This window comes from Pedobacter sp., assembly GCF_031119335.1.
Taxonomy (GTDB): Bacteria; Bacteroidota; Bacteroidia; order Sphingobacteriales; family Sphingobacteriaceae; genus Pedobacter.
In genome coordinates this window covers 141,764-159,095 of sequence record NZ_JAVHXT010000004.1, presented here as the reverse complement: position 1 = coordinate 159,095, position 17,332 = coordinate 141,764, and the positions used below count along the sequence as shown (strand labels likewise).

15 protein-coding genes are annotated in these 17,332 nt (G+C 37.6%); all 15 read right to left on the bottom strand.

Annotated features, from left to right (window positions below):
* Positions 1-37 precede the first annotated feature (37 nt).
* Positions 38-931 carry a lipoyl synthase gene (lipA, locus tag REI64_RS06280; RefSeq protein ID WP_308849255.1) on the bottom strand — a complete coding sequence of 298 codons (894 nt, stop codon included), beginning with the start codon at positions 929-931 and terminating at the stop codon, positions 38-40.
* A gap of 748 nt (positions 932-1,679) precedes the next feature.
* Positions 1,680-2,984, bottom strand: coding sequence for a hypothetical protein (locus REI64_RS06275; RefSeq protein WP_308849254.1), 1,305 nt, complete (start codon positions 2,982-2,984; stop codon positions 1,680-1,682).
* Between the two features lie 144 nt (positions 2,985-3,128).
* A complete protein-coding gene (locus tag REI64_RS06270) occupies positions 3,129-5,228 on the bottom strand; it encodes a tetratricopeptide repeat-containing sensor histidine kinase (RefSeq protein WP_308849253.1) in 2,100 nt (699 codons plus the stop codon).
* Between the two features lie 102 nt (positions 5,229-5,330).
* Positions 5,331-5,888 (bottom strand): DUF4256 domain-containing protein, encoded by a 558-nt coding sequence (locus REI64_RS06265; protein WP_308849252.1) that lies wholly within the window; start codon positions 5,886-5,888, stop codon positions 5,331-5,333.
* A 4-nt stretch (positions 5,889-5,892) separates the two neighbouring features.
* Positions 5,893-6,471 (bottom strand): YdeI family protein, encoded by a 579-nt coding sequence (locus tag REI64_RS06260; RefSeq protein ID WP_308849251.1) that lies wholly within the window; start codon positions 6,469-6,471, stop codon positions 5,893-5,895.
* A gap of 57 nt (positions 6,472-6,528) precedes the next feature.
* On the bottom strand, positions 6,529-6,963 hold the full coding sequence (locus REI64_RS06255; protein WP_308849250.1) for a GNAT family N-acetyltransferase: 435 nt from the start codon (positions 6,961-6,963) through the stop codon (positions 6,529-6,531).
* Entirely contained in the window at positions 6,963-7,907 is a 945-nt protein-coding gene (locus REI64_RS06250) for a phosphatase PAP2 family protein (RefSeq protein WP_308849249.1), read from the bottom strand. The genes REI64_RS06255 and REI64_RS06250 overlap by 1 nt, the downstream gene beginning before the upstream one ends.
* A 169-nt stretch (positions 7,908-8,076) precedes the next feature.
* Entirely contained in the window at positions 8,077-8,703 is a 627-nt protein-coding gene (locus tag REI64_RS06245; RefSeq protein WP_308849248.1) for a sterol desaturase family protein, read from the bottom strand.
* Between the two features lie 4 nt (positions 8,704-8,707).
* Positions 8,708-9,988: a DUF4833 domain-containing protein gene (locus REI64_RS06240; protein ID WP_308849247.1), complete on the bottom strand. Its 1,281-nt coding sequence runs from the start codon at positions 9,986-9,988 to the stop codon at positions 8,708-8,710.
* Positions 9,989-10,069: 81 nt separating this feature from the next.
* Positions 10,070-12,631 (bottom strand): DUF5686 family protein, encoded by a 2,562-nt coding sequence (locus tag REI64_RS06235; protein ID WP_308849246.1) that lies wholly within the window; start codon positions 12,629-12,631, stop codon positions 10,070-10,072.
* Between the two features lies 1 nt (position 12,632).
* Entirely contained in the window at positions 12,633-13,007 is a 375-nt protein-coding gene (locus REI64_RS06230) for a GtrA family protein (protein ID WP_308849245.1), read from the bottom strand.
* A 4-nt stretch (positions 13,008-13,011) separates the two neighbouring features.
* Positions 13,012-13,467, bottom strand: coding sequence for a phosphatidylglycerophosphatase A (locus REI64_RS06225; RefSeq protein WP_308849244.1), 456 nt, complete (start codon positions 13,465-13,467; stop codon positions 13,012-13,014).
* Positions 13,468-13,748: 281 nt separating this feature from the next.
* Positions 13,749-15,062, bottom strand: coding sequence for an inositol-3-phosphate synthase (locus REI64_RS06220; protein WP_308849243.1), 1,314 nt, complete (start codon positions 15,060-15,062; stop codon positions 13,749-13,751).
* 105 nt (positions 15,063-15,167) lie between these two features.
* Positions 15,168-16,160, bottom strand: coding sequence for an NAD(P)-dependent oxidoreductase (locus REI64_RS06215; protein WP_308849242.1), 993 nt, complete (start codon positions 16,158-16,160; stop codon positions 15,168-15,170).
* Between the two features lie 49 nt (positions 16,161-16,209).
* A complete protein-coding gene (locus REI64_RS06210; RefSeq protein WP_308849241.1) occupies positions 16,210-17,331 on the bottom strand; it encodes a hypothetical protein in 1,122 nt (373 codons plus the stop codon).
* Position 17,332 lies beyond the last annotated feature (1 nt).

Genomic DNA, 17,332 nt, shown 5'->3' with positions numbered 1-17,332 from the left:
AGAAGACGTAAAACCTATTACTTAAAACTTATAACGTTTAAGCAATTCCTTCGATATCAAACAAATGCTTTTCTGCATGATAAGAAGAACGCACCAACGGGCCGCTTTCTACGTATTTTAAGCCTTTAGCTTCGCCAACCTCTTTGTATTTCGCAAATTGGTCTGGATGGATCCAATCTACCACCGGGTGGTGCGCTTTTGTTGGTTGCAAATACTGACCCAAAGTTAAAATGTGAACGCCGTTAGCCACCAAGTCATCCATTGCTTCAAAAACATCTTCCTCGGTTTCGCCTAGACCTAGCATAATACCAGTTTTGGTACGCAAACCAAATTCCGAAATACGTTTTAAGCACTCCAAACTTCTGTCGTACTTAGCTTGGATACGCACTTGGCGAGTTAAACGACGCACAGTTTCCATGTTGTGCGAAACCACTTCTGGTCTTTCCTCTAAAACACGGTATAAATTATCCCACTGACCTTTAAAATCAGGGATTAAAGTTTCTAAAGTAGTAATTGGACTTTCTCTTCTAATTGCTTGTAGGGTTTCTGCCCAAATGATAGAACCACCATCTTTCAAATCATCGCGGTCTACCGATGTAATTACGCAGTGTTTAACGCCCATCAACTTTACCGAATTGGCTACACGGTTAGGTTCGTCGGTATCAACCGCCAAAGGGCGACCCGTTGCAACCGCACAGAAAGAGCAAGAACGGGTACAAATGTTGCCCAAAATCATGAAAGTTGCCGTGCCAGCACCCCAGCACTCGCCCATATTCGGACAATTTCCGCTTTCGCAAATGGTATGCAGCTTGTGTTCGTCAACCAAACTTCGCACTTGCGCATATTCCTTACCCACAGGTAATTTAACCCTAAGCCAATCGGGTTTACGAGCTTTTTCGGTAACGGGGGCAACAACTGGAAGTTCAATCATAGTACAAAGTTAAGCAATCTTGCTGAAATGTTGTAACGTTGAAATGTTTGAAAGTTGTAATGTTTTGGGTGGGTTGTTTGGCTGGTTGTTTGGATTTGAAAAGAAGGGTCATTGGCTGCGGTTAATGTTAGTCCTTCTTTACGCTACAATCTTTTTGCTGGAGCTGCCATTTACACTTGTCAGTCTGAGCTTGTCGAAGACTAATTAATAACCTTTCGACAAGGATGACACCAGCAAAAAGTATTTTCGCTTCAATAAGGTTTAGAACGCAAGGTCTGTGCAAGTAACGCCTAGACAGTTGCAGGGCATGTAGCTTAAATAACGTCCAGACTTTACCGAAGCACGCCGTCAATCCCAAGAACCGGGAAATCAAAAAAACAGCTGCAGAACAGATGGTTTAGTAGTAACAAACCTAAAACGCAGTGGTTTTGTGATGAGGTTTGCAGAAACTTTCAATAAGTAGCAACGAGCAAAACGAAGTGCCGCTGTTTTTTTGATGTGCGAGAGCTTGCGTGTAGGTTCCTAGCTGGATTGACAAGCATTTTTGCATACTTTTGATGCCTCAAAAGTATAAAAGAATAAAAACGAAATACAAAGTCGGGTGACACCCGACTTTAGACTAGGTAAATTCCGTAAACTATCTCGAATTAGCAATTCAAAGATTTAACTTCGTTGATTTTCAATTCACCACTCGCTTCGCTGCGGTCGAAATGACGGGGCAGGGATCCAATCAAACGTCGAACTAATGTTACTTCAACAAATTCTTCGCTCCATCTAATAACTCACTCCCTTTCTTCTTCAACTCAGTTTTTCCCTTGTCAATCGTTTTCTCATTGCTATAAGCACTAACCGAATTAGAAATCGTTTGGACCTTACGTACAGTTGCGAAAATTTCTTCGGTATGAGGCACATTATTAGCTTTTAGCACCTTTTCCCAATCAATTTTAGCCAATATAGAAATCATGTATTTGGTTGCGATTTTACTTAAGAAAACCTTATCATAAACTCCATTTAGCGCTTTTCCAGCTTCACGGTCATTTACATAAACAATAGTTTTTTCTATCGCTTCCTTTTCACTATTAGAAAGCAGCGGACTTTGTTTTAATTTACGAAGTGCTGCGGTTGCTTTTTCCTTGTCTTCTCGTTTTAGGTACAAATAACTTTCAACGGCTAAAGTAAGTTCAGTTTCTAAACCAAGTTTTTTAGTGTCTTCCAGAAACTTTTCAAAATCATCCAAGCCTCTTTCCTCATCAATTTCTCTTTCCATTCTTAACCTATCGAAACCTCTGAACAAATAATTTAAACTGTGAAAAGCAGTACGCGTCTGACTGTCGCTCAAATTTCTCCAACCAAAAAATGCTTTGGTGTAAGGAAGCGGTACATTTTCGTTTTTATCGAGCCATTTAATGTTTCTGGTCAAACCATCTTCCGATAGGTAAAACAAATTATTGCTGAAAAACAGAAAACCACGCACAAACTCTAGCAAGGTTTTGGTTTCGTGGTCGGGCAAAAGCTCGGGCTGAGTTTTAGAACATTCGTAAAGTGCAAAAGGCTGCCCCAAATCTCTAGTTGCTAAAACAATCATACTTAAAACGGCATGTTCTATGTTTTGTACTTCCGTTTTTTCGTTGCCTTTCAGTAACGGAATTGGTTTAGCTTGGTCTCCGTAAATGCGATTTATTCCTTCCATCAAAGTAGGGAAAATATCTTCTTCGGTTTCCTTTACAAAGCCTTTAACAGCACGGTAATCTTTGTACAGTAGTAGTGCATCTACTGGCGAAATGCTTCTGCCGCTATCTGCATCTACTTTGTCTAACGAGTTTAGCACCCTGTTCAAATGTTTGCTGAACTTCTGATATTCTGGTTTGGTTGTGTCTTGCACTGCCGATGACCTTACCGCAATTTTAGCAAACTTGTAGAATGTGATTTTATCGTAATCTAAATGTTCGGTAAGTTTTTCTTTGTCCAATGCTAAAAGTTCTTCATCGGTAGGTGCGTTAGAGCATCCAAAAACGAATAGAAAGAACAATAAGAAGGTTGGGTTGTATTTCATTGCTATGCTTAATAGGAGAGAAATTCAATTAAGTTTAGCCTAAAATATCTATTTAAAACGAAGGATTTGATATTTAGAAACGATTATTCCACTAGGGAATATTATTTACTTGGAACGTTTGGTTGAGGTTGCTTTAATAAACTGCTAACTTTTGTAGATGGGTAAAGTGATATAAAACGTAGTTCCTAATCCCAATTCACTTTCTACTTGCAATTCTCCCTTGTTTTGTGTAATCATATCCTTGCACAAAATTAAGCCAATGTGAAACCCTTTTTCGCCAGATGTGCCTGTGTTTGGCTTGTGGGTTAAATTGAAGAGGTTTTCCTTGTCTACATCACTAATTCCTGCACCTGTATCTTTAACAATGCAGATAATGCTTTCACCTTCTTTTCGGGCACCGAAAGTGATGCTGTCGCCAGCTTGGCAAAATTTAACGGCATTAGAAAGTAGATTTCTAATTACTACGTGTACCATATTCAGATCTGCAAAAACTGCTATATCTTCATTGATTTTGTTCTCTATTTCGATAGATTTTAATTTAATCTGCGAATCGATTAATTTAACATTATGCGCTACTACTTGTTGCAGGTTCACAGCCACAGGGTTTACAACTATGCCTCCTAATTGGCTCTTAGACCATTCCAATAAATTATCTAAAAAAGAAGCTGTGGTGTAGGTGGTGTCTTCTAGTCTGGAGAATAGCGCTGTTAGTTCCTGCTCATTTAAGTTACCCTGTCTATACATCTCGAAAAGCATTCTCAAGTTGTTAATCGGCCCCCTTAAATCGTGAGACACAATAGAAAAGAACTTGTTTTTGACCTGATTAAGTTTTTCGAGCTCTAAATTTTGTGCAAACACAATTTCCATTTGTGTTTTTAGCTCTTCGTTCAAAGCGCTTAGTTCTTCGTTTACTTCTGCAATTTCTTTTGATTGTGTTAGCAATAACTCGTTTGCAGCTTTTTTCTCAGCATTTCTTTTGTAGTAAAGTGCTAAAAGTATGGCAACTACAACCAATAAAATAGAGAAGATACTTATGGTAATTATGTAATCATTATTTTTCGCAGCAATTTTTTGGTTATGTTTCTCTAGGTTTTTATTGTCGGTATTTACCCGTTTTAAATCATCTAATATGACCTCTTTTTTTATTTTGGTGGTGTTTAGGCTATCATTTATAGCCATATAGTCGGTTTGATGTTGCAAGGCTTCCTCAAATTTGCTTTGTGCCTTTTCTACCTTTACCAAATATTCTAAAGCCTGTACCACTAAGGTTTTAGAATTAGCTTGATTAGCTTTTGCTAATGCCATATTAGCACTTTCCTCAGCCTTTTTGTAATCATTAAGATGTAGATAAGAATAAGACATCGACATTAAAACGATAGCTTCCTGATATACATTCTTGATCTTTCGGTTGTTTTCGAGGGCTATTTTGAGATAGGGCAGTGCTTTTTTGTATTCCTTTAGGTTATTGTGAACTAGTCCTATGCCCCAGTTACTTAGCGCAATTCCGTTTAAATCTTCTAGCTTTTCTCTAATTGCCAAACTCTTTTGGTAGTAACTTAAAGCTAATTTCTGGTCGCCGATCTTTCTATTTGAGCCACCTAGAGAAAAAAGTGCAGTAGCAAGTCCGGCCTGATCATTAGGTGTTTCCTTCACATTTTCATAAACCTGCCTAAAGTAAATATCAGCAGTTTTATATTCGCCTAAATCGAAATAAAGGGAGCCCAAGTTCATAATGCACTGATTGATACCACGCTTGTTGTTAAGTTTTCTAAATATCTTGAGCGATTCTTCGTAGTTCTTTACCGATTCTTGTTTTTTGTCTAGCCTATCATTAACAAAACCCATATTAACTAAGCTTCTGCCAACTCCAAAAAGATAATTTGCAGCTCGTGCTTTTTCATTCCCTATTTTGAAATAGTATAGTCCGGTGTCTAAGATACTTCTAACGGCATAGGCCATTCCCATGTCTATATAGGCATCGGCAACATTAGAATCTATGTTGTTTTTTTCTGCTAGCTGAAGATACTGTTTAGCGTAGTGAAATTTCTTTATTGGATCTACTGAAGTGTATGCGGCAGATAGCTTCTTTAAAACCTTAATTTGAACAGTATCAGGATCTGTTGATTTGAGTTGCCCTAATAAATCATCTATGCGTGAAGTTTGGGCAACAGCCAAAAAACTTATACACCACAATAGTACGCAGCACAGCACATACTTCTTTGAGTGTTTGATGGCATTAAGCATAAATAGGCGTATGTTTTAGTTCGTTTGATAAAACTCCAGTTAAATATATAAAATATTCTTATAAAGAGTGAAACACAAAGTGATAAACAGGCCTTTACAAATTTATACTCTTAGAGACCCTCGAAATCCTCTGGCTCCGTAATAAGATTGGGCGCCGTTGTGATATACGAAAACGGTATCGTAGCGACGGTCGCAAAATAAAGCCCCGTCCAATTTGCGGATACGCTGTGGAGTTTGTATCCAGCTAGAGGTTTTAAGGTCAAATTCGCCAAGTTCTTGCAAAGCCCGATATTCTTCTTCTCTTAGAAGCTCAATTCCCATTTCTGAGGCCATATTTACAGCGCTATCGTTAGGTTTATGTTCTTTCCTTGCTTCCAGAGCTTCGTGGTCATAGCAAGTACTTCTTCTGCCTTTTGGGCTTTCGGCTGCACAATCGTAGAAAAGAAATTCTTTTGTTTTTTCATCAAAAGCCACTACGTCTGGCTCGCCACCAGTAATATCCATTTCATTTAGCGACCATAATTTTTCTGGCCTTGCAATTAATCTTTCCTGAACTTTTGTCCATTCTAATCCTTCGTGGCGCTTCATGTTTTTCTCGAAACGGATTTTTAGAATGCTCAATAATTCTTCACTTTGCTGTGCTGATAATTTTTTGCTCATGATATTAGTCGTTTATGCCTTTGCCTTTTAAAATCTGTGGGATATATTTTTCAACCCTTGCTACTCGTGTTTTAGCTTGTTTCGCTTCGGAGAAATGAAATAAGTAAGCCCGCTGCCGTCCTGGAGTAAGCGCTTCAAAAGCTATTTTTAAAGCAGGTAGTATGTCTAATTTTTGCTGAAATTCTTCCACCACTTCAAAATCTGAAGTTTTCTTCATTTCAACTTTTAAACCTGCTTTTTCTACTTCAATAGCCTCGAAGATGGAATTTTTTATTAGCTGTTTTACTTCCGAAATTTCTTTAGCATTGGTAAAGCGTATCTGCCTTGCCGATTGTACGTTGTCGGTTTGTTGGATTAGCAGACCATCAGCATTGCTTAATAATGCACCTTTAAAAAACAACAAAGCACAGTATTCCTTAAATCCGTGTATTAAAACTATATTACTTTTATGAAGTGTATAGCAAGGTTGTCCCCATTTAAGCTCCTCATTTAGTCCGCATTCTAAAACAATGTTGCGTAAAGCTTCAAATTCTTCTCGCCATTTATCTGTTTTACTTAGAAATTGGTCTACTTTGGGGTTCATCTAACTTTTGCTTAGTGTTAAGTAAAGTTATAAATAGATTATATAAATGGAAAATCTCTATAAATTCAACTCAAAAACCTTCTGCTCTTTACTTTCAGAAAATTCTAAAGCCTTGTAAAATTTATGACTTTCGGTACGGACAACATTACAGCGTATACGTAGCAATGAAATTTGTTGGCTGCGGCTCCAATCTTTGCCGGCTTCGATTAATTTTTTTCCTATTTGTTTGCCACGTACCTTTTCATCAACCACCAAGCCAGTGATTTCTACAAACACTGGACTCTCTACCCTCAAACAAACTAAACAATGCAGCCAGCCTACAATTTTATTGTCAGCTTTTGCTATAAAAATTGCATGTTCTTCTAAGGGAATAATTGCTCTTAATCTCCCAAGTAGCAAATCAAAATTATTGGTATAGCCTAGCTGATTGGATAGGACATAAATTTCTTGAGCTTCTGTTTCGGTGATTTTGGTAAGTTGGCTAATCTCCATTAGGAAATCAATTTTAACATCTTTTCTATAAAGTTAGCCAAAGGTTTTCTTTCTTTTAGCCAATTGAACGAAAATATACCAATAATTGAAGTAGTAACGCCTGCGAGTACATCGGCAACGTAGTGATGACTTGTGTAAACTGCAGCGAACCAAATGCCTATCATCACAGTGATAAAAAATACATTTGCTTTGCGGAATTTCCCTTTAGCGCCATAATAAACCACAATTAGAGGATAAGCGGAGTGCAAAGAAGGCATTGCCGCAAATACATTAGAACCTTTGCTGTAGATAGATTTAAAGAGTTCTATACCAAAGAAATTATCGAAGCGAACCAAACCTGCGGTATTTCCGGGGGTATTGGCAACAAAGTTAAAACCATGCTCTTGTACGTACCAAGGTGGGGCCGCTGGGTAAAGGTAATACACGACAAAGCCGAGCAAATTTACCCAAACAAAAGTGAGCAGAAAATTAAGGAAATTGCGCCTTTCTTTAACGAAAAACAAAAATGCTGCGAAAGCCAAAGGCACAGGTACCCACATCAAATAGAAAAAGCCGGTAAGTACGTCTAAGAACGAGTTGTGATGCAATAGCCAGTATTCGTTCGGCGTAATCTTTTGTCCACCTTTTTCTATTCCAAACACACTTTTTTCGAATTGGTATAAATCTGCAATGTGTACAGGATTATAATTGTAATTGGGGAAAGCCTTCATGTAATCATAGATAATCCAATAGACAATGAAGATGGAAAAACCTATGATGAATTTTCTAGTAGTAGAAGTGAGGTAGTAAAGTGTATTAAAAATAGCAATCAGCACCAATTGGTCTGTTTTAAAGCCAACTAAAAAGTAGGAAAGAATGAGATAGATGGCAGAAATACCAAGCGTTAATGGCAGGTCTTTTTTTAAGTTCGTTTTTTTCTCCTCAGCGGGTATGTCTGATATCATTTGCTTTTGTTTGTTGGGACGAAAATGTTTCGCCCGTACTAATAATTTTTATTGGACCCTCTCTGCCCGTTGGGCATCTCTCCCAAAGAGAGAGAAGTTAAATAGTCTAATATGCGCCCTGTTTTTCTCTCCCTTTGGGAGAGATCGCAAAGCCAAAGAGGGCTTTTTATTAATTATCTTTCTTCTCAAAACCAGACCTAAATACACCATCCCAAAACATCCAGCTTACGCCGAAACCTTTAGAGGCATCTTGGTAGTGGTGCAACATGTGATGGTGCTTCAACTTCTTCCACAATCCGCTTTTAAAATTAGCATGATGTAGGGCGTAATGTACCATATCGTAGAACAAATAGCCACCAATAAAGCCAATGAAGAAAGCATAAACTTTGGTATCTGGTAAAAGCCAGTCGAATAGGAACCAAAAACCTAAGGCTAAAGGAATACTAGCAGATGGTGGCATTACCAAACGGTTCGCATCATTAGGATAATCGTGGTGTACGCCATGAAAAATAAAATGGATGCGCTTAGCCCAATTGGCCGATGGGTAAAAATGGAAAATCCATCGGTGTAAAACATATTCTGTAATTGTCCAGATAAAAAGCCCAAATGCTAACCACCCAAAAAATTCCAGTACAGGTATTTTTATGTCAAAAAGTGATTTCCAGATCAGGAAAAATATCAGCGGTACATAAATTAGTAGTGGTACATAATATTTCACCTTAGATAGCGGCTCTAACAAGTCGCTTTTAAACATTCTAATCGATTCGCTAGAATTTGAAACAAAATTCTTTGCCATGGTATTATACTTTTATTCTTTCGGTTATTGCTTTGCTCGGATTGCCAGCTTCGTAACCTCTTATTTCTACATATTTTACGTTTGGTACCCAAAAAGTACCACCCTCAATTCTTAAGAAAATTCTGTCCAATAAAATCTTCTTGTTATTTGCAGTTGCATAAACGTGATATTTTTTATCGCTTGATGATTTGGTAAGCAACAAAGGGAATTTCTTGTACGATACAAAACGCAATTCGTAATTGCCATTGCCAATATCCTTAGTTTGAATACCGTACGCAAATTTACGTTGTATATAGTTCAAATCCTTCTTACCTTCTTTATCTGCGTAGCGCATCCAAAATACGTTAATTGGTTGCTCTTTATTCAGGTCACCTTTTTCGTCAACATTTAACTGGCAAATAATAGTATTGATATTTGGATCTCTTTGAACGTAAAACAGCTGATTGCTAATGTTTTTTGGCGTTGGGAAAGTAAGTGGAGAAGGATCATCGTCATTTTGGGCTTTTGCGTTGTAATTGGCGCCAAGTGCTAAGCCTGAAAACAAAACCAAGCCAACAATTACTGCCGCTTTGTTATTCGCCTTAGGAAATTCCTTTGCATCAAGGGCCTTTTTTGCATCTCTCAATCTATTTACCGCCGTAATGTTGGTCATAATAGCCATCAAGGTAATAGGCAATGTGAAAATACTCATGGTTTCGAATACATGGAATTTAATGCCCGGGATAAAGATTTTGTAATCTGCCCCTAAGAAATTGTAAGCCACACCACAAGCAATAGCGAATACACCAATGGTTACTACACGCTCTGGTCTTTGCATTAGACCTCCCTTACATTCTACGCCCAAACCTTCTGCACGGGCACGGGTGTAACTTACCATCATAGAACCTATTAGCGCAATAAACGCAAATAACGAACTTAAAAAGTAATGATGTGCCACCAAATAGTAGCAGATGCCCAAGAACATCACCATTTCACTGTATCTATCCAAAACAGAATCGTACATGGCACCAAATTTTGAGCTCATGTTTCCCAAGCGTGCCACTTGACCATCGAGCATATCAAAAAGACCAGCAAATAAAACTAGAGCACCCGCCCAACCAACATATTCTAGCTCGCCGCGGTTAGATTTTTCTGCACCCACAATAAAAATTATGGCCACACCTACGTTTAACAATAAACCAATGGTGGTGACCATATTGGGTGTTAAACCAATTTTAATCAACCCTTTTACAAATGGGTTGATTATTTTGTATATGCCCAATTGTAGGCTATCTCTTAATTTCATCTGTTTTGTTTACTTCTTTTTAGTTTGTCAGATGGAGCCTTCAACGATTAAAACATTGTTTTAATCGTGTCGGGTTCATCTTTAAAAATCTAGTTTAACTCTTGCTCTAATTCCCCATTCGCTAACTTCTGGATTATTCAGATAGTTAAATCTTTTTACTAAATCTACCCTTAACAGTTTAAAAATATTACCCAAGCCAACGCTGCCCTCCATATACGGCTCTTTACTTAACGAGTAAGTTCTTTGAGCGCCACTGTCGAAAGTTGGCATTTTAAAAGTGCCATCAGTTGTTTTTTCGGGGTTGTTCTCATCTCTCAATCCGCCGTAAATAGCTTTGAATGACACAATTTCTCTTAGCTTCAATTTACTTAGCAAAGGTATCTTATTTAAAAAGAAACCGTTAAAATTATGATCGATATTTATTGCAGCGTATCTATCACTAACAAACTCTAAAAAGTTCATTAAGTTGTAAGAATTTAACTGATAAGCATAAGTCTGGTTGGCACGATGGATGGTTAATAATGGAAAAGGCACTTTTCCGGCAATGTAACCACCTTCTACTCTTACATCACTAAAACCTAATTGCGATAGGTAGAAACGTTTATCTACGCTACCCATAATGTTGTGGTAGTTATATTCGCCACCAAAAAATCCTTTAACACCTGCTGTGTATCTCAAGTTGTAGATTGGGTAGCGGTCTATGATTGGGGTACGATAAATTTTTCCTTGGTAAAACTTCTCATTTTTTGCATATCGTAAACCCAAACTAAATTCTGTTGTATGAATTCTGTTGATATCCATATTGTTTGCCGCATTTGTGAAAAGCAATCCCCCCGCCGGACTTTGGGCCCACTTCTTGAAACCAAGGGTGTAAGAAAATCTATTTTCAAATTCCCTCACATAATCTAAACGATAGTAATCGTTGTACAGCAACATATCATTTACGCCGCGTTTAAATGATAATAGGAAATTGTCTTCTTGCACAAATTGCAGTTCTGCCCCAGGTAATTTAGTGTCACGTTGGAAACTTGCCCTTACGTAATGTTGCGGAAACTTGTAGATAGATTTGTTGTTGATGGAGTAAGTTCCCGATAAGAAGAATTTCCACTTTTCGTCTCTAAAACCGTAAGCCGCATAGTTTTCAAAATAAAACCGCTGGCTTAACGCAGGGGTAGTTCTACCACCAACACGTAAACGGAAGCCCTCCACATTGTTGAAACTGTAGAATGTATTAGTAGGTCCAACTTCGTATGGGCCAAAATCCCAATATCCGGCAACCACAAATGTGACTAATTTAATTGTTTTTCTAAACGACGGAAGTTTTTGCAGCGTATCTATATTGCTGTAAATTTTCTGCTGTTGTTCTGGCAGTGTATCTAATCGGTTTTGCGACCAAAAGGCATCAGTTTTTTTAGCCGCATCTGCCAATACTTCTATCTTTTTGCCAGAAAATACAGTATCAGGAATTTCTACATTGGTTTTGTAGTTGTCATAGCTCACGCTGCGTTCGCCGGTAAAACCTAACCCCTTATTTTTGCTGATCCCGAAGTCGGCGATAAGATTGCTTTTGCTCAAATAGTACCTGTTATCTACGTTTTTCTCAAAATCTAATTCAATCTCCATCCCTCTAACAAAGTTGAGGTTGATGTTTTTGTTGACACCGAATGCCGCTTTTTGCACTGCATAGTTGCCATCCATAGTAATATAGATTTTGCCTTCAAACAACATATCGCCTTTGTTGCGTGGCGTAAATGAAAGCTCAATCACGTTAGGCGTTTGGTTTTTCAGGGTATCAGTTATAAAAAACTTGTAAAACGTAGGTGCAGAGTTGGCAATTGGGCTTAAAAATTCGTTGCTAATTACCGATATGTTATTATCATAGATGTTGATGTTTTGGTACATCCTATCGAAGTACGATTTCATCCCCTGATTATCGATAAACCTGTTATCGAATTCTACTTGTTTTTCCGCCAAAACCACTGTTTTACTTCTTGTAGGGTCAAAACTTAGGTATTGGTCTGTAAGCTTCTCTTGTATGTAAATTGGCAATAAGTTCTTGCCTCCAATTTTTGTAGAATCCTGCTCTTGAAACAAAAACTGATAGTTTCTGAAAATACGTCTGTTCTTGAATTTTTCTGAAACGTTGCTCATCGAAAACAACATTTTTTCGTACTCTTTATATTGTACAGTTTCGTAAGCCTTCGGCTGATTTTTATCTTTATTTTCGATGACCTGTCTAATCAGTTCTACTGCAGGATTGTTCCTGTTAGAATACCTAACTTTCTTGCCTGCAATGATGGTAACCTCATTTAAAGATTGCGCATTAGATTTAAGTAGGATATCCAGTTTCTGGGTTTGCCCTACTACAATGGTCTTGTATAAAACCTCATAGCCAACGTAGTTAAATTTCAGTTTGTTATGGTCTTCGTTGGTGCTTATCCTGAAATTTCCGTCAATATCGGTTTGTGTTCCCAAACGGGTTTCGTTAAAGAAAATAGAAACGTAAGGCAGGGTTTCTTTAGTAACCGCATCCCTAACCGTTCCTGTAATCACCGTTTTTTGCGCAAATGCCGATGATGTACCTATGATACTAGCACCAATCAAAGTGAGTGCAAAAATTATTGTTCTATATGTGTGTCTCATTTTACTGCGTGAAAATGAATTGCTTCTGCATGAAGTAATTATAAATTGTCCCAATTAGTCCAGAAACCAATATTTTCGAAAGCATATAATTGATGCCTAAAAAATGAGTGAGTATGTAAACTCCAGTTGTTACGATCAAAAGATTGCCGCACCATACCAAAATGTACTTTAAAATTTGGAGCTTGATGTCTTTCTCTTTCGAATTGAAGACCCAATTACGTCCCATATAAAAGTTTACACAGCCACCAGCAACGGTTCCTGTTACACTTCCTGCAACATACCAGATACCCAAAAAGCTCACACAAAACCAAGTGACCAAGTAATCTACCAACGTTGCCGTTAGTGACGAAGCTTGTGCTTTTATAAAGGTTAACATCTTCTTAAAATATGTTGAAGAAAATTATTATTTGCATTACAATGTTGGCATAAATTCCAGCCAAAACATCATCTGCCATTACGCCCCAACCGCCGGGCCACTTTTCCAATCTACGTATGCCTAGTGGTTTTAATATGTCAAAAAACCTAAAAAGCACTAAGCCTGCTATTACATATTTTACTTCTACTGGCACAAAAAGTAAGGTAATGCACATTCCTGCAACTTCATCTATCACCACTCGCTGGTGATCTTTACCCCAAAGCACTTCTACCTGATTGGCGCTTCTTACTCCCTGCATGGTTAAAAGTAAAGTGACTAACACTGGCGCTAGCTTCGGCTCATATACTCCAGGCTGTAAAAAGTACCATGCTAGGCAGGTAAAGATAGAAGCATAAGTTCCTGCTCCCTTGCCTATATAGCCAATTCCGAGGCTTGTTGATATGATTTTGTGAAATATCACCAGTTAATTATTATATCTTTTTACTCTAAAATCACGCCGCAAAACTATGGAAACTTTTTTTAAATCTAAAGTTTCCTATAGATTGTTTCCGTGTTTTTAATGCCATATTACATTTATCAGACAAATACAGGAAGTGTTGCGGATTTATATTTTTTTAGCAGCTAAGGTATTGATAGCCTTTGTTTTATTCGTTGGTAGACGAAATTTAATATTGGCGATATTAAACGGTTTTAATACCGCCAATAGTTTTACCTTTTAGGCTTTACGCACTATAGGATGGATTATTGTTCTTCGTAATAATCAAGCCCTAAGTGAGTGATTAATTCTTCACCCATAAAGTAGCGTAGTGTATTATGTAGTTTTTCTAATTGTTTGAAGATGTCGTTCTCTGGACGCAATCCTTCTTTAGTTTGAGGAGATTTCAAATAGAAAGATAACCACTCTTGAATACCACTCATGCCAGCACGTTTAGCTAAATCTGAGAATAAAGCTAAATCTAATACGATAGGAGCAGCTAAGATTGAGTCACGGCATAAGAAGTTAATCTTGATTTGCATTTTGTAGCCCATCCATCCGAAGATATCAATGTTGTCCCAGCTCTCTTTGTTATCACCGTGAGGAGGGTAGTAGTTGATACGGATTTTGTGGTACATATCGCCATACAAATCAGGGTTTTGCTCTGGTTTGAAGATGTCTTCCAATACACCTAATTTAGATACTTCTTTAGTTTTGAAGTTATCTGGGTCATCCAATACTAAACCATCACGGTTACCTAAAATGTTGTCAGAGAACCAACCACGTACACCTAATGAACGAGCCATTAAGCCTGGTGCCAATACCGTTTTCATTAAAGTTTGACCAGTTTTGAAATCTTTACCAGCTACTGGAGTTTGAGTTTCTTTAGCCAACTCTAACATTGCAGGAATATCTACCGTTAAGTTTGGAGCTCCGTTTGCATAAGCATAACCTAATTTCAATGCTGCATAAGCATAAATCATACTTGGTGCAATGTTCGCGTCATTGTCTTTCAAACCTTGCTCAAAAGCAGCTAAAGTTTGGTGAACAGCACTTGGCTCTAAGTAAATTTCAGTAGAACCGCACCATACCAATACGATACGCTCACAGTTGTTTTTAGCTTTAAAGTCTTTGATATCTTCAATTACTTGTTGTGCTAAATCCCATTTTGTAGCAGCTTCTTTAACGTAGGTTCCGTCTAAGTTTTTAACGTAGTTTTTGTCGAATGCAGCTTTGTAAGGCTTAATTGCTTCTAATTCGTCTTTGATGTCGTATAAAAGATGACCATCAATTACCTTAGCTTTCATTGCAGCATCGTACACATTATCTTCATACACATCCCAACCACCAAATGCTAAGTCTTCTAATTTTGCTAATGGAACGAAATCTTTAATTAAAGGCTCGTTGTTGTCTGTTCTTTTACCTACACGAATGGTACCCATTTGTGTTAAAGAACCAATAGGTTTAGATAGACCTCTTCTAGCGGCAACTACACCAGCAATCATGGTGGTAGCTACAGCACCTAGGCCAGGCATCATGATACCTAATTTTCCATTGGCTCCTTCTACTTGCTTTTTCATTATTGTTTATTATTATGTGTTAATCCTATTATTAGTATTGTATTGAGCATAGCGTTGGGCGTATTGGGATAGTAACCTTCCACCTTTTACCTTTCAGCTTTTGCCTTATTTCAGCCAGTTATTTACCTTGTACCATTTTACGGTCTCTTCTAAGCCACGTTCTAAATTGTATTTTGGTTCAAACTGTAAATCTTTCTTTAAATTTTCTATGTTACAGGCCCAATTTGGTGCCGTTAACTCTTTTATTTTCTCCTTGTTTAGTGTTGGCGTTTTACTGCTTTTGGCATAAATTGTATCCATCAGCCCCGCTAAACCTTTTATAATTCCCAAAGGGATATGCATTTTCAGTGTTTTTTTCTGTAATGCTTTTTTCAAACCATCAGCTAATGCATACCTATTGTAACTTAGTCCATCAGATATGTTATAGGTTTTATGCTCAATTTCCGATGTTAAAAAGCGGATGATAATTTCTGCCAAATCCTTCACATAAATGAAGCTCAAAGTTTGGTTAAACCTGCCAATGTAAGGCTCTAAACCTTGGTTAATGGTTTTAAAGAGGATAAAAATATCTTTCTCCCTTGGGCCATAAACCGCAGTTGGTCTAACCGTAACCAGTGGAAGATTTTCGATTTTATTCAAATACTCTTCTGCCAGTTTCTTGCTCAATCCGTAAAAAGTTATGGGCTGTGCAATTGCATTGTCGTTAATAGCGGCAGTAAAATCTGCAATAGGTCCAATAGCCGCTAAACTACTTACGAATACAAATTTTTCTAGCTTATAGCTCACCAACGATGCCGCCAGTGCTAAGTTTCTACTGAACTCAGCATTAACCCTATTGTATTCTTGCAAGGTTTTTGCTTTTGTGGTACCAGCAGCATGTATAATATAAGCGTACTGTTTTTCTTCCAGCTCTGCTTTTAGTTCATCAACTGCGTTAAAGTTTAAATTAACATAGTTGATATTTAAGTCTTTCAAATGTGAGATATCGCTATTAGGACGAACCGCGGCGTAAACTTCTAGGCCATTTTCAATTGCCGTTACAATTAAATGATAACCCACAAATCCACTAGCGCCCGTAATTAATACCTTTTTGCTCATTTTATTTTTAAGCACATTGTTTTAAGCTTTGTGCTTTAGACTTTCAGCTTTATATCTTTTTTTCTAGTATTCTGTATTCTCTGTACAGTTTGCCACCTATATTTTCAATAGGGCGGTTTACCATATCGTTATCTTCTAAAGTCCAACTTGCTTCGGCATACTGGAAATTCCTTGCTTTAAAGGCTTTAATAATTCTACCGTACAAACAAGCTTCGATACCCATTTTTCTGTATCCATCAATTACACCTAAAAGCATAATACGGATACCATTTATTTTCTTTTTACCAGTTAGTAATTTGATTAAACCAGTAGGAAAAAGCCTTCCTCGTTTAATTTTGATTAGTATCTGGTTAATATCTGGAATGGCTAAAGCAAAGGCTACAATTTTACCTTCCTGCTCTGCGATGTAACAAAAATCAGTATCTAAAACCAATTTTAAATCGTTGGCAGTGTAGTCAAATTCCTTATCTGTCATTGGCACAAAACCTAGGTTTTTATCCCAAGCTTTGTTATACACTTCCCTTAACGCAGCAGCTTCTTCCTTAAACTTTTTCAAGTTTATTTTTCTGATGATGATGTTGCTTCTTTTCAGCCTATTTTCTAAACCATCTATCAAACCTACAGACCTATCATCGTAGTTGCCGGCAGTATATCTGTAGGCTCTTAAATCTACTTTTTTGGTAAAACCGAAATCCTCCAATAAATCTAGATAATAAGGTGCATTGTAGGGCATCATTGCTACTGGCGGACCATCAAAACCTGTAATTAGCAAGCCGCAAATATCATTTGTAGAAAAATTAACTGGCCCCATTACCGAGGTTTGTCCATTTTCTTTTAGCCAATTTTGTGCAGCATTTAGCAATAAGCTACTAACAGCTTTGTCATTAATGGTATCGAAAAAACCAAAAAATCCTTCTGTTACACCTTTAGTAGTATTATGATTTCCGTTGATAATTGCTGCAATTCTACCTACTATTTTTTCGCCTTCAAAAGCTAAAAACAACTGTAATTTAGCATGGTCATGAAACGGATGCTTTCCGGGAGTTAACATATCGCGTTGTGCAATGTGCAGCTCAGGAACATAATACGGGTCGTTTTTGTAAAGCTCGTGAGGGAAATCAACGAACTTTGCTAGTAACTTCTTGCCAGTAACGGCTACAATTTGTGCCATT